14 protein-coding genes are annotated in these 13,424 nt (G+C 61.2%); 10 read left to right on the top strand and 4 right to left on the bottom strand.

Annotated features, from left to right (window positions below; all coding sequences use genetic code 11):
* Nucleotides 1-50 precede the first annotated feature (50 nt).
* The 10 genes from lptF to tadA all read left to right on the top strand — a co-directional run bounded on the left by lptF (nucleotide 51) and on the right by tadA (nucleotide 10,525).
* Nucleotides 51-1,169, top strand: coding sequence for an LPS export ABC transporter permease LptF (gene lptF, locus HZ99_RS11440; RefSeq protein ID WP_038443098.1), 1,119 nt, complete (start codon nucleotides 51-53; stop codon nucleotides 1,167-1,169).
* Nucleotides 1,162-2,241, top strand: a complete 1,080-nt coding sequence (lptG, locus tag HZ99_RS11435) for an LPS export ABC transporter permease LptG (RefSeq protein ID WP_038443096.1) — start codon at nucleotides 1,162-1,164, stop codon at nucleotides 2,239-2,241. The genes lptF and lptG overlap by 8 nt, the downstream gene beginning before the upstream one ends.
* Nucleotides 2,242-2,393: 152 nt before the next feature.
* Complete coding sequence (gene lepA / locus HZ99_RS11430; RefSeq protein ID WP_038443094.1) at nucleotides 2,394-4,193, top strand: translation elongation factor 4; 1,800 nt, start codon at nucleotides 2,394-2,396, stop codon at nucleotides 4,191-4,193.
* A gap of 5 nt (nucleotides 4,194-4,198) precedes the next feature.
* Nucleotides 4,199-5,053 (top strand): signal peptidase I, encoded by an 855-nt coding sequence (gene lepB / locus HZ99_RS11425; RefSeq protein WP_038443092.1) that lies wholly within the window; start codon nucleotides 4,199-4,201, stop codon nucleotides 5,051-5,053.
* 154 nt (nucleotides 5,054-5,207) lie between these two features.
* On the top strand, nucleotides 5,208-5,897 hold the full coding sequence (rnc, locus tag HZ99_RS11420; RefSeq protein ID WP_029297476.1) for a ribonuclease III: 690 nt from the start codon (nucleotides 5,208-5,210) through the stop codon (nucleotides 5,895-5,897).
* Complete coding sequence (era, locus tag HZ99_RS11415; protein WP_029297473.1) at nucleotides 5,890-6,792, top strand: GTPase Era; 903 nt, start codon at nucleotides 5,890-5,892, stop codon at nucleotides 6,790-6,792. The genes rnc and era overlap by 8 nt, the downstream gene beginning before the upstream one ends.
* A gap of 166 nt (nucleotides 6,793-6,958) precedes the next feature.
* Entirely contained in the window at nucleotides 6,959-7,648 is a 690-nt protein-coding gene (recO, locus tag HZ99_RS11410) for a DNA repair protein RecO (protein WP_038443088.1), read from the top strand.
* 51 nt (nucleotides 7,649-7,699) lie between these two features.
* On the top strand, nucleotides 7,700-8,443 hold the full coding sequence (gene pdxJ / locus HZ99_RS11405; protein ID WP_038443086.1) for a pyridoxine 5'-phosphate synthase: 744 nt from the start codon (nucleotides 7,700-7,702) through the stop codon (nucleotides 8,441-8,443).
* A gap of 202 nt (nucleotides 8,444-8,645) precedes the next feature.
* Nucleotides 8,646-10,028: a multicopper oxidase family protein gene (locus HZ99_RS11400; RefSeq protein WP_038443084.1), complete on the top strand. Its 1,383-nt coding sequence runs from the start codon at nucleotides 8,646-8,648 to the stop codon at nucleotides 10,026-10,028.
* A complete protein-coding gene (gene tadA / locus HZ99_RS11395; protein ID WP_038443082.1) occupies nucleotides 10,028-10,525 on the top strand; it encodes a tRNA adenosine(34) deaminase TadA in 498 nt (165 codons plus the stop codon). The genes HZ99_RS11400 and tadA overlap by 1 nt, the downstream gene beginning before the upstream one ends.
* A gap of 99 nt (nucleotides 10,526-10,624) precedes the next feature.
* On the opposite strand, the gene cmoB is transcribed toward tadA, so the two are convergent.
* The 4 genes from cmoB to HZ99_RS11375 are packed head-to-tail and all read right to left on the bottom strand — an operon-like array spanning nucleotide 10,625 to nucleotide 13,407.
* Nucleotides 10,625-11,581 (bottom strand): tRNA 5-methoxyuridine(34)/uridine 5-oxyacetic acid(34) synthase CmoB, encoded by a 957-nt coding sequence (gene cmoB, locus HZ99_RS11390; protein WP_038443080.1) that lies wholly within the window; start codon nucleotides 11,579-11,581, stop codon nucleotides 10,625-10,627.
* Entirely contained in the window at nucleotides 11,578-12,321 is a 744-nt protein-coding gene (gene cmoA / locus HZ99_RS11385; RefSeq protein ID WP_038443078.1) for a carboxy-S-adenosyl-L-methionine synthase CmoA, read from the bottom strand. The genes cmoB and cmoA overlap by 4 nt, the downstream gene beginning before the upstream one ends.
* A gap of 35 nt (nucleotides 12,322-12,356) precedes the next feature.
* On the bottom strand, nucleotides 12,357-13,013 hold the full coding sequence (locus tag HZ99_RS11380) for a lysoplasmalogenase (RefSeq protein ID WP_038443076.1): 657 nt from the start codon (nucleotides 13,011-13,013) through the stop codon (nucleotides 12,357-12,359).
* Between the two features lies 1 nt (nucleotide 13,014).
* On the bottom strand, nucleotides 13,015-13,407 hold the full coding sequence (locus tag HZ99_RS11375) for a protease inhibitor I42 family protein (protein ID WP_038443074.1): 393 nt from the start codon (nucleotides 13,405-13,407) through the stop codon (nucleotides 13,015-13,017).
* Nucleotides 13,408-13,424: the final 17 nt, after the last annotated feature.

Here is a 13,424-nt window from a genome sequence, read left to right as displayed (position 1 = left end):
TATGCTTGCTTGTTTGGCCGCCTTAGCCTGACAACCCTGGAGTGTCTGGTTTGATTGTCTTCCGTTATCTGTCCCGCGAAGTCCTGCTGACCCTGAGTGCCGTGAGTGCGGTGTTGCTGGTCATCATCATGAGTGGTCGTTTCGTCAAATACCTGGCCCAGGCCGCCTCGGGGGCCCTGGATCCAAGTTCATTGTTCCTGATCATGGGCTTTCGCATGCCAGGATTCCTGCAACTGATCCTGCCCCTGGGTCTGTTTCTCGGGATCCTGCTGGCCTATGGCCGGCTCTACCTCGAAAGCGAGATGACTGTGCTGTCGGCCACCGGCATGAGCCAGCAGCGTCTTCTGGCCATGACCATGGTTCCGGCCACCGGCGTGGCGCTGGTGGTGGCCTGGCTGAGCCTGAGCCTGGCGCCCCAGGGCCTCATGCAGTTCCAACTGGTGCTCAACAAACAGGACGCGATGACCGAATTCGACACCCTGGAGCCGGGGCGCTTTCAGGCACTCAACGACGGTACCCGCGTGACCTACACCGAGCGCATGTCCGACGACCGTAGCAACCTCGGCGGTGTGTTCATTTCCGAGAAGCGCCTGGGCCAGGACAAGAAAGACCGTGGCATTTCCGTCTTGGTGGCCGATAGCGGGCGCCAGGAAGTACGCCCGGACGGCAGTCGCTACCTGATCCTGGAAAACGGCTATCGCTACGATGGCAGCCCCGGCCAGGCCGACTACCGCGCCATCAAGTACGACACCTACGGCGTCATGCTGGCCCGGCCGGAAGTCAGCAATGAGGTCACCGACCGCGACGCTATCCCGACGAGCGCCCTGATCGGCAGCAAGGAGTTGCGTTCGATCGCCGAACTGCAATGGCGTATCTCCCTGCCGCTGCTGGTGTTTATCGTCACCTTGATGGCTGTGCCGCTGTCCCGGGTCAACCCGCGCCAGGGCCGCTTCCTCAAGCTGCTGCCGGCGATCCTGCTGTACATGGCGTACCTGACCATCCTGATTTCTGCCCGTGGCGCCCTGGAGAAGGGCAAAGTGTCGCCGATCGTGGGGCTGTGGTGGGTCCACGGTGTCTTCCTGATGATTGGCCTGGGCCTGCTGTATTGGGAACCGGTTCGTTTGAAAATGCAGAGCCGTCGCGGCATGAAGGAGATGGCTCGTGGGTAAGCTGGATCGCTACATCGGTAGCAGTGTACTGGTCGCCATCCTGGCGGTATTGGGCATCATCCTCGGCCTGGCGTCGTTGTTTGCCTTCATTGATGAAGTGGGCAACGTCACCGAGACCTACACGGTCACCGACGTGCTGAGCTACGTGGCGCTGACCGCCCCGCGCCGGCTCTACGACATGATGCCAATGGCCGCGCTGATCGGTTGCCTGATCGGCCTGGGCAGCCTGGCCAGCAACAGCGAACTGACTATCATGCGCGCGGCGGGGGTCTCCATTTCCCGCATCGTCTGGGCCGTGATGAAACCCATGTTGCTCTTGATGGCTGCCAGCGTGTTGATCGGCGAGTACGTGGCGCCACCGGCAGAAACCACGGCCCAGGCCAACCGCGCGCTGGCCCAGGGCTCGGGTGACGCCCAGAGTTCCAAACGGGGCCTGTGGCACCGTCAGGGCGATGAATTCATCCACATCAACGCGGTGCAACCCGGTGGCTTGCTGGTGGGTGTTACCCGTTATCGCTTTGATGAAGAGCGCCACATGCTCTCGTCGAGCTTTGCCAAGCGCGCGCAGTTCAGTGACAACCAGTGGGTGTTGAGCGATGTCACCACCACCCATTTCCGCAATCCCGGCAAAGGCACCGAGGCCAGCACCGAGGTGATCAATGAGCCGACGCAGGCCTGGGACATTGCGCTCAAGCCCGAACTGCTCAATACCGTCGTGATGATCCCGGAAAGCCTGCCGATCTCCGGTTTGTGGAGCTATATCCACTACCTCAAGGAGCAGGGCCTGAACAATGGCCGCTACTGGCTGGCATTTTGGGTCAAGGTATTGCAGCCCCTGGTGACCGCTGCCCTGGTATTGATGGCAATTTCATTTATTTTCGGCCCGCTGCGCTCGGTGACCCTGGGCCAGCGCGTGTTTACCGGGGTGTTGGTAGGTTTCACCTTCCGCATTGCCCAGGACTTGCTGGGGCCGTCGAGCCTGGTATTTGGCTTCTCGCCGCTGTTTGCGGTGCTGGTGCCGACCGGTATCTGTGCCCTGGCCGGGTTCTGGCTGCTGCGCCGGGCCGGTTGATCCGCGCCTGTCGAGCAAAAAATGCCCCATTCGCAAGAACGGGGCATTTTTGTTATTGGTCGTCAAAGATGACGTCTGGCCTGAGCATCAGGTACAATTCCCGGCTATTTTTCAGCGGGCAATCTGCCTGCAGCCTTTTTGAGTGTTGATCCGTGAGTGATTTGAGTCATATCCGCAATTTCTCCATCATCGCCCACATTGACCATGGTAAGTCGACGCTGGCCGATCGATTCATCCAGATGTGCGGCGGCCTTGCCGAGCGTGAAATGGAAGCCCAGGTCCTGGACTCCATGGACCTCGAACGCGAGCGCGGGATCACCATCAAGGCCCACAGCGTCACCCTGTACTACACCGCCAAAGACGGTATCAAGTACCAGTTGAACTTCATTGACACCCCGGGCCACGTCGACTTTACCTACGAAGTCAGCCGTTCCCTGGCGGCCTGTGAAGGGGCGCTGCTGGTAGTGGACGCGGGGCAGGGCGTAGAAGCCCAGTCCGTGGCCAACTGCTACACCGCCATCGAGCAGGGCCTGGAAGTCATGCCGGTGCTGAACAAGATCGACCTGCCGCAGGCCGATCCGGACCGGGTGAAGGAAGAAATCGAAAAAATCATCGGTATTGATGCCACCGACGCCGTCGAGTGCAGTGCCAAGACCGGCCTGGGCGTCGACGAAGTACTCGAGCGCCTGGTCAAGACCATTCCCGCCCCTACCGGCAACATCGAAGATCCGCTGCAAGCGTTGATCATCGACTCCTGGTTCGACAACTACCTGGGCGTTGTGTCCCTGGTACGTGTGCGCCATGGCCGGGTGAAGAAGGGCGACAAGATCCTGGTCAAGTCCACCGGCAAGATCCACCTGGTGGACAGCGTCGGTGTATTCAACCCCAAGCACACCGCCACCGTTGACCTGAAGGCCGGTGAAGTGGGCTTCATCATTGCTGGTATCAAGGACATCCACGGTGCGCCGGTCGGTGACACCCTGACCTTGAGCTCGACGCCTGATGTCGACGTGCTGCCAGGCTTCAAGCGCATCCAGCCGCAGGTGTACGCCGGCCTGTTCCCGGTCAGCTCCGATGACTTCGAGGACTTTCGCGAAGCCCTGCAGAAGCTGACCCTCAATGACTCTTCGTTGCAGTACACCCCGGAAAGCTCCGACGCCCTGGGCTTTGGCTTCCGCTGCGGGTTCCTGGGCATGCTGCACATGGAGATCATCCAGGAGCGCCTGGAGCGCGAGTACGACCTGGACCTGATCACTACCGCGCCAACCGTTATTTTTGAGCTGGCGCTGAAAACCGGTGAAACGATTTACGTCGACAACCCGTCCAAGCTGCCGGATCTGTCGTCCATCGAAGACATGCGTGAACCGATCGTGCGGGCCAATATTCTTGTGCCGCAGGAACACCTGGGCAACGTTATTACCCTGTGTATCGAAAAGCGTGGCGTACAGCACGACATGCTGTTCCTTGGTAGCCAGGTACAAGTGACCTACGATTTGCCGATGAACGAAGTGGTCCTGGACTTCTTTGACCGTCTCAAATCCACCAGTCGCGGCTATGCTTCGCTGGATTACCATTTCGACCGCTACCAATCGGCCAATCTGGTGAAGCTTGATGTATTGATCAACGGTGACAAGGTTGATGCCCTGGCGCTCATCGTCCACAAGGACAATGCGCACTACAAGGGTCGCCAGTTGACCGAGAAGATGAAGGAACTGATACCGCGCCAGATGTTCGACGTCGCGATCCAGGCCGCCATTGGCGGGCAGATCATTGCGCGGACTTCCGTCAAGGCACTCAGAAAGAACGTACTGGCCAAATGCTACGGCGGTGACGTAAGCCGTAAGCGCAAGCTGCTTGAAAAGCAAAAGGCCGGTAAAAAACGCATGAAGCAAGTGGGCAACGTGGAAATTCCACAAGAAGCCTTCCTTGCGGTGCTCAGGTTGGATAGTTAGGTCCTATGTCACTAAATTTCCCGCTGTTGCTGGTCATCGCCGTTGCCGTCTGTGGTCTCTTGGCGCTGCTCGATCTGCTGTTCTTCGCCCCGCGCCGTCGGGCGGCCATCGCGTCCTATCAGGGCAGCGTCAGCCAGCCCGATGGCGTGGTGATCGAGAAGCTGAACAAAGAACCTTTGCTGGTTGAATACGGCAAGTCGTTCTTCCCGGTGTTGTTCATCGTGCTGGTGCTGCGCTCGTTTCTGGTCGAGCCGTTCCAGATTCCTTCGGGCTCGATGAAGCCAACCCTGGATGTGGGTGACTTCATCCTGGTGAACAAGTTTTCCTACGGGATCCGCTTGCCGGTGATCGACAAGAAAATCATCGAGGTGGGTGACCCGCAGCGCGGCGATGTGATGGTGTTCCGCTACCCAAGCGACCCGAACGTCAACTACATCAAGCGTGTGGTCGGCCTGCCGGGTGACGTGATTCGCTACACCAGCGACAAGCGCCTGTTCGTCAATGGCGAGCCGGTGGCCGAGAAACTCATCGGTTCCGAGCCGAACACCCTGGGCAGCGCCGAGTTGTACCAGGAAAAACTCGGGGCGGTAGAGCACCAGATCCGTAAGGAAATGAGCCGCTACCGTTCGCTGCCCGACAACCAGTGGACAGTGCCTGCCGGGCACTACTTCATGATGGGCGACAACCGCGACAACTCCAATGACAGCCGCTACTGGGATGACCCAAGCATTCCCAAGGAACTGCTGGGCATGGTTCCCGACCAGAATATCGTCGGCAAGGCCTTCGCGGTCTGGATGAGCTGGCCGGAACCCAAACTCAGCCACCTGCCGAACTTCTCGCGGGTGGGGCTGATCAAGTAATCCATGCGGCGCTGTGAACACAGCGCCGAATGCTTTTCTGGGGCTTGGACATTGGTCCGGCCTCGAGCAACACGCAGCATTGCCAGGATTTGAATTTGAACACAGCGTTAATCGTCGATGGCCCTTGCCGCCACGTACTGAAAGTAGGTAAACCGTGAGCGTTTCTTTGAGTCGTCTTGAGCGTCAGCTCGGCTACACCTTCAAGGATCAGGAATTGATGGTCCTTGCCCTCACACACCGCAGTTTTGCCGGGCGCAACAACGAACGCCTGGAGTTCCTCGGTGATGCCATCCTCAACTTCGCCGCTGGCGAAGCCCTGTTCAACCGCTTCCCCCTGGCCCGTGAAGGCCAGCTGTCGCGCCTGCGCGCGCGCCTGGTGAAAGGTGAGACCCTGGCCGTATTGGCCCGTGGCTTCGACCTGGGCGAATACCTGCGCCTGGGTTCCGGCGAGTTGAAAAGCGGCGGTTTCCGCCGCGAGTCGATCCTGGCCGATGCCCTGGAAGCCCTGATCGGTGCGATCTACCTCGATGCTGGAATGGAAGTGGCCAAGGAGCGGGTCATGGCCTGGCTGGCGTCGGAAATCGACAGCCTGACCCTGGTGGATACCAACAAGGATCCCAAGACCCGGCTGCAGGAATTTTTGCAGTCGCGCGGCTGCGAACTGCCGCGCTACGAAGTGGTGGATATCCAGGGTGAGCCGCATTGCCGTGTGTTCTTCGTCGAATGCGAAGTCACCTTATTGAACGAAAAAAGCCGAGGTCAGGGTGTGAGCCGTCGTATTGCCGAACAGGTAGCGGCCGCTGCAGCACTGATTGCCCTGGGCGTGGAGAATGGCCATGACTGATTCAACCGCAACACGCTGTGGCTATGTTGCCATCGTCGGCCGCCCGAACGTGGGCAAGTCCACGCTGCTCAACCATATCCTGGGGCAGAAGCTGGCGATCACCTCGCGCAAGCCGCAGACCACCCGCCACAACATGCTGGGCATCAAGACCGAAGGCAATGTGCAAGCGGTCTACGTCGACACCCCAGGTATGCACAAAGGTGGCGAGAAAGCCCTGAACCGCTATATGAACAAGACCGCTTCGGCGGCGTTGAAAGACGTCGACGTGGTGATCTTCGTAGTCGATCGCACCAAGTGGACCGATGAAGACCAGATGGTGCTGGAGCGCGTGCAGTACGTCACCGGCCCGTTGATCGTCGCCTTGAACAAGACCGACCGAATCGAAGACAAAGCCGAGCTTATGCCGCACCTGAGCTGGTTGCAGGAACAACTGCCGAACGCCCAGATCATGCCAATCTCGGCCCAGCACGGGCACAATCTTGAGGCCCTGGAGCGGGTGATCGCCGGCTACCTGCCGGAGAACGAGCACTTCTTCCCGGAAGACCAGATCACCGACCGCAGCAGCCGTTTCCTCGCCGCCGAACTGGTACGCGAGAAAATCATGCGCCAGATGGGCGCCGAGCTGCCGTACCAGATCACCGTGGAAATCGAAGAGTTCAAGCAGCAGGGCAAGACCCTGCATATCCATGCGCTGATCCTCGTCGAACGTGACGGCCAGAAGAAAATCATCATTGGCGACAAGGGCGAGCGCATCAAGCGCATCGGCACCGAAGCGCGCAAGGACATGGAATTGCTGTTCGATTCCAAGATCATGCTTAACCTGTGGGTGAAGGTTAAGGGTGGCTGGTCCGATGACGAGCGTGCGCTGCGCTCCCTGGGTTACGGCGACCTGTAAGCAGTTTCCAGTCACATCGCAGGACAAAATGTGGGAGCGGGCTTGCTCGCGAATGCAGTGGGTCAGTCACCGGATGCGTTGGCTGGCCCACTGCATTCGTGAGCAAGCCCGCTCCCACATTGGATCGTCGTAGTTTTCAAGACCGTGTTTCGTCAGCGAGAACCCAATGTCCCAATCCCCACCTCCCAGCCAACCCGCCTACGTCCTGCACAGCCGCGCCTACCGCGAGACCAGCGCCCTGGTGGACTTCCTCACGCCCCAAGGCCGCCTGCGCGCGGTATTGCGCAGTGCGCGGGGCAAGGCGGGGACGCAGGCGCGGCCATTCGTGGCTCTGGACGTGGAGTTTCGCGGCAAGGGCGAGTTGAAAAATGTCGGCCGCCTGGAAAGCGTCGGCACCTCTGCCTGGCTCAATGGCGAGGCGCTGTTCAGCGGCCTGTACCTCAATGAACTGCTGATCCGCCTGCTGCCCGCTGAAGACCCACACCCTGGGGTCTTCGATCACTACGCGGCCACCTTGCTGGCCCTGGCTGAAGGCCGCCCCCTGGAGCCGCTGCTGCGAGCCTTTGAATGGCGCCTGCTCGACGATCTGGGCTACGGCTTTGAATTGAACAATGACCTGCACGGCGAGCCCATCGCCAGTGACGGCATGTATCGTCTGCAAGTGGATGCTGGCCTTGAGCGTGTCTACCTGCTGCAGCCCGGCCTGTTCCAGGGGGCCGAGTTGCTGGCCATGGCCGAGGCCGACTGGAGCGCCCCCGGCGCCCTGTCTGCTGCCAAGCGCCTGATGCGTCAGGCGTTGGCCGTGCATCTGGGCGGCCGGCCACTGGTCAGTCGCGAGTTGTTTCGAAAGCCCTGACATCCCCGTGTATGCTGTGCGCCGATTCTTTCCCTTTTCAGGAGCGCTTCCGTGACCACCAGCAATCGCATTCTTCTTGGTGTCAACATCGACCACGTCGCCACCCTGCGCCAGGCCCGGGGCACCCGCTACCCTGATCCGGTCAAGGCCGCACTGGATGCCGAAGAAGCCGGCGCCGACGGTATCACCGTGCACCTGCGCGAAGACCGCCGGCACATCCAGGAACGCGACGTGCTGGTGCTCAAGGACGTGCTGCAGACCCGCATGAACTTCGAGATGGGCATCACCGAAGAAATGATGGCCTTCGCCGAGCGCATCCGCCCGGCGCATATCTGCCTGGTCCCGGAAACCCGCCAGGAACTGACCACCGAAGGTGGCCTGGATGTGGCTGGCCAGGAAGCGCGGATCAAAGCGGCGGTCGAGCGCCTGTCGCAGATCGGTAGCGAAGTCTCGCTGTTTATCGATGCCGACGAGCGGCAGATTGAAGCCTCGCGCCGCGTGGGCGCACCGGCCATTGAACTGCATACCGGACGCTATGCCGATGCCACCACCCCGGCCGAAGTTGCCGACGAACTGCAACGCATCATCGACAGCGTGGCCTGTGGCCTCAAGGAAGGCTTGATCGTCAATGCCGGCCACGGCCTGCACTACCACAACGTTGAAGCGGTGGCTGCGATCAAAGGCATCAACGAACTGAACATCGGCCACGCGCTGGTGGCCCATGCGTTGTTCGTCGGTTTCAAAGGTGCTGTGGCCGAGATGAAAGCGCTGATCCTGGCTGCTGCAAAGGCCTGAAGCCACACCGCAATCCCCCTGTGGGAGCGGGCTTGCCCGCGAAGACGGCGTGTCGGTCAGCGGAGATATTGACTGGCCCACCGCTTTCGCGAGCAAGCCCGCTCCCACATGCGGCAATGCGAAGCCTTACTGTTTAGCCTGCGGGGGTGTATCGTATTTGCCCTTTGCGGGCCCTGCGCCCGCGCAGATACGTGAGGTTGTTGTGTCCCGATCCTTTTCCCGTCGACAAATCCTTGGTGGCCTCGCCGGCCTGGCAGTGGTGGGCGTCGGTGCCGGTGGTGCCTACCGCTACTGGCTGGGGAAAGTCGCGGACGCCAGCGCCGGGCGCGATTACGAGTTGATCGCTGCGCCCCTGGACGTGGAACTGGTGCCGGGGCACACCACCCAGGCCTGGGCGTTCGGTCCCTCGGCGCCGGGCACCGAGTTGCGCGTGCGTCAGGGCGAATGGCTGCGGGTGCGCTTTATCAACCACCTGCCGGTCGCCACCACCATCCACTGGCACGGCATCCGCCTGCCCCTGGAAATGGACGGCGTGCCTTATGTCTCGCAACTGCCGGTATTGCCCGGCGAGTACTTCGACTACCAATTCCGCGTGCCCGATGCCGGCAGCTACTGGTATCACCCCCATGTCAGCAGCAGCGAAGAGCTGGGCCGTGGCCTGGTCGGCCCATTGATTGTCGAGGAGCGCGAGCCCACTGGCTTCAAGCATGAGCGCACCCTGAGCCTGAAAAACTGGCATATCGACGAACAGGGTGAATTTGTCGAGTTCAGCATCCCCCGCGAAGCCGCCCGTGGCGGTACGGCCGGGCGCCTGTCGACCATCAACGGCGTGCCCCAGGCGGTGATTGACCTGCCCGCCGGGCAAATCACCCGCGTACGCCTGCTCAACCTCGATAACACCCTGACCTATCGCCTGAATATCCCCAACGTCGACGCTCAGATCTATGCGCTGGACGGCAACCCCATCGAGCCACGGCCCCTGGGCAAGGAATACTGGCTGGGCCCGGGCATGCGCATCTGCCTGGCGATCAAGGCCCCGCCGGCCGGTGAAGAACTGTCGATTCGCAACGGCCCGGTGCGCCTGGGTACTTTCCGCTCGGTGGCCAACGCCGATGCCCCTGGCGAGTGGCCGCCTGCCTTGCCGGCCAACCCGATTGCCGAGCCGGACCTGGCCACTGCCGAGAAACTCAACTTCAATTTCGAATGGGTCGGCTCGGTTTCGGTCAACGTCGAAAACGGCAAGCCGCCGAGCCTGTGGCAGATCAACGGCCAGGCCTGGGACATCACCGACAAGACCTGCGCCGACCGCCCGATTGCCAAGCTCCAATTGGGCAAGAGCTACATTTTTGAACTCAAGAACATGACTCAGTACCAGCACCCGATCCACTTGCATGGCATGAGCTTCAAGGTCATCGCCTCGAATCGCCACAAGGTCACGCCGTACTTCACCGATACCTACCTGCTGGGCAAGAACGAGCGGGCCCGTGTGGCGTTGGTGGCGGATAACCCTGGGGTGTGGATGTTCCATTGCCATGTGATCGACCATATGGAAACCGGCCTGATGGCCGCCATCGAGGTGGCGTGATGCGCCAGATTCGCCCGACGGCGATTATAGACCGCAGCCGTGACCAGGACTTCATGCGCGAAGCCCTGGCCCTCGCCGCCCAAGGTGCAGCACTGGGTGAAGTACCGGTGGGCGCGGTGCTGGTGCAGGGTGGCGAAATCATCGGTCGCGGCTTCAATTGCCCGATCAGCGGCAGCGATCCGAGCGCCCATGCCGAGATGGTCGCCATCCGCGCGGCGGCCCGGGCTGTCAGCAACTATCGACTGCCGGGCAGCACGCTGTATGTGACCCTGGAACCGTGCAGCATGTGCGCCGGGCTGATCGTGCATTCACGCATTGCCCGGGTGGTGTACGGCGCGTTGGAGCCCAAGGCGGGGGTTGCGCAAAGCCAGGGGCAGTTCTTTACCCAGGGCTTCTTGAACCATCGGGTGGTGTACGAAGGCGGGGTGCTGGCCGAGGAGTGCGGGGCGGTGCTGAGTGAGTTCTTCAAGGCCAGAAGGGCCAAGCCCAGCGCCTGATCTCAATGTAAAAAACCAATCAATGTAGGAGCCGGCTTGCCGGCGATGGCGGCCTGAATCACCGCTATCGCCGGCAAGCCGGCCCCTACAGGACATGGGTTATTTCTTGGCGATGATCACCGCCCGCATCGGCGCCGGCAGCCCTTCAATCGTCTTGCTGTGATCCTCAGGGGCGAGGAAGTCGCTCAGGGACTGATACTTCATCCACTCCGTGCCACGCTGTTCCTCGACCGTGGTCACGCTTACATCCACGCAACGCACATCGCTGAAGCCAGCACGGCGCAGCCACAGCATCAGCGCTGGCACCGATGGCAGGAACCACACATTGCGCATCTGCGCGTAGCGGTCCTCGGGGACCAGCACCTGTTGTTGATCGCCCTCGATCACCAACGTCTCCAGCACCAGTTCGCCGCCCTTGACCAGGCAGTCCTTGAGCGCCAGCAAATGCTCGATAGGCGAGCGGCGGTGGTAGAACACGCCCATGGAGAACACGGTGTCGAAACCTTCCATGTTCGGCGGCAAATCTTCAAACGGGAACGGCAGGTGCCAGGCGTTAGGTGCCGACAGGTAGCGCTGCACCGCCTGGAACTGGCAGAAAAACAGCCAGTTGGGGTCGACGCCAATCACACTGTCGGCGCCGGCGCCAAGCATGCGCCACATGTAATAGCCGTTGCCACAGCCCACATCGAGGATGCGTTTGCCCGCAAGGTCCAGGTGCGGCGCGACCCGCGACCATTTCCAGTCCGAGCGCCATTCGGTGTCCACATGTACCCCGAACAGCTTGAACGGGCCTTTGCGCCACGGGCTCAGGCCCATCAACGCGGCATGCATCTGCGTGCGGGTTGCGTCATCGCAATCGGTGTCGAGGGTCAGGTCGTTCAGCAGGTCGACTTCGCTTGGCAGAATCTTGGGCAGGGCGTCCAGCGCACTTTGCCAGCGCGCCAGGTCGCCATGGCCTTTTTCCATTTTTGCATCGAGTTGTGCTTGCAGGCCCTGGGCCCATACGGCCAGGGGAGTGCCGACCAGATGGCGGGCGAGGGGCGACAGATCAATCATGGCAAGGCAATCAACGAGGCAAAGTTAAGACACTGGAACCACGGCACGACTTTCGAGAACCCGGCGGCCAACAGGCGCTCGCGGTGTTCTTCGAGGCTGTCGGGCTTCATGACATGTTCGATGGCGCTGCGCTTCTGGGCGATTTCCAGTTCGCTGTAGCCATTGGCGCGCTTGAACGCCACATGCAGGTCGGTGAGCAGCGCATGTTCTTCTGGGTCATTGAAACGCAGTTTTTCCGAGAGAATCAGCGCTCCACCGGGCAGCAGTGCCTGGCGAATCCGTCCGAGCAGCGCCAGGCGCTCGTCGGGGGCAATAAACTGCAGGGTGAAATTCAGTGCCACCACCGACGCCGGCTGGAACTGCAGGGCGAGGATATCGCCTTCGATCACTTCCACCGGCAACAGCTCCTGGAACATCGAGTCCTGGCCGTTGAGGTATTCGCGGCAGCGCTCGACCATTGCCGCCGAGTTATCCACTGCAATCACCCGGCAACCGTCCGTGCGCACATGGCGGCGCAAGGCCTGGGTTACAGCGCCCAGGGATGCGCCCAGGTCATAGAGCACGCTGCCCGGCTGGGCAAACTGCGCCGCCAGTACGCCGAGGTTCTCGACAATGGTCGGGTAACCGGGCACCGAGCGCTTGATCATGTCCGGGAATACCCGCACCACGTCCTCGTTAAAGGCGAAGTCCGGCACCTGGGGCAAGGGCTGGGCGAATAGGCGATCGGGTTCTTTGCTCACGACTGTTCCGGCGACAAGGGGAAAAGGCCGGCATTTTAGCCAACTTGGTCCGTGGATGCGCGGGTTGTCTGATGGAACGCTGATGCCGCGATACCCCACTGGCCCAACCAGTACGTGATGATCAACAGATACGGTGCGGCATCAAAGGTCACTACAAAGCGATTGATCCCGATCAGAGTGTCGGAAAACACAAACGACGCCGCCCCGGCTGCCGCCAGCTGTGCCGAGCGTTTGGGCACATCGCTGCCCAGTCGGGCCAACGCACGCCAGAGCATGGCGCTGATGACCAGTGCGTACACCACCACCGGGATCAGCAAGTCGCCCAGGCCATGGGAGATCAAGATACTCAGCAAGATCGCGCCCACCACCAGCGCCAGGATCAAGGCCGGCAGGGCTGCGCGGCGACAGTCGCTGAAATAGGCCTTGAGGTACGCCAGGTGCGCGAACAGAAACGCGCCCAGGCCGAAGATAAACAGGTCGCCGGGCCAGGCCAGCAACACATCGCCCACTACGGAGAAAATCAACCCCAGGCTGATCCAGCGTCGATAGTCGCTGGGCGGCGCATCATGCAGCCAGCCCAAGAGTGCCAGCACCGGCAGCGGCTTGACCAACAGGCAGAGCAAGGTGGAGTGCGTGCTCAGGCCGTAGATAAAAGTGCCAGCACCCATCAACGCAAGAATCATCCATGGCATATCAGTTCACCGTAATGGCGCAGTCAAAGGTGTCCACCGGGTTCACTTCCGGGGCCCAGGGTTGTTGGGAGGTCAGGCGCAGGCGGCCACTGCCTGCGGCAAAGGCCTGGAAGCGCCAGGTGGATTGCCCGGCGGCCCCGACCACGCCGGCGTCCTCGGGGTTGCTGTAGACCTCCGGGCCGAGGCTGCGCAGCACGCCGCCGGCTGAATCCTGGATCGCCCAGCGGTAACCGGTGGTGGGGTTGCTTGGCAAGGTCAGGGTCAGGCTTTGCCCGGTCGTGAGTTTGAGCGGGCAGGCGCTCTGTTGATCGACGGTGACGTTTTGCTTCGGTGCACTGGCGCAAGCCGCGAGCAGGGCGAGACTTAGCGGAAGAAGCAGGCGGGCAGCGGTCATGAAGGCTCCGTTTATTG

Origin of the sequence: Pseudomonas fluorescens (assembly GCF_000730425.1) — a bacterium.
Classification (GTDB): Bacteria; Pseudomonadota; Gammaproteobacteria; order Pseudomonadales; family Pseudomonadaceae; genus Aquipseudomonas; species Aquipseudomonas fluorescens_X.
Note: the sequence above shows the minus strand (reverse complement) of the source record. Positions and strands in the feature narration are given on the sequence as shown.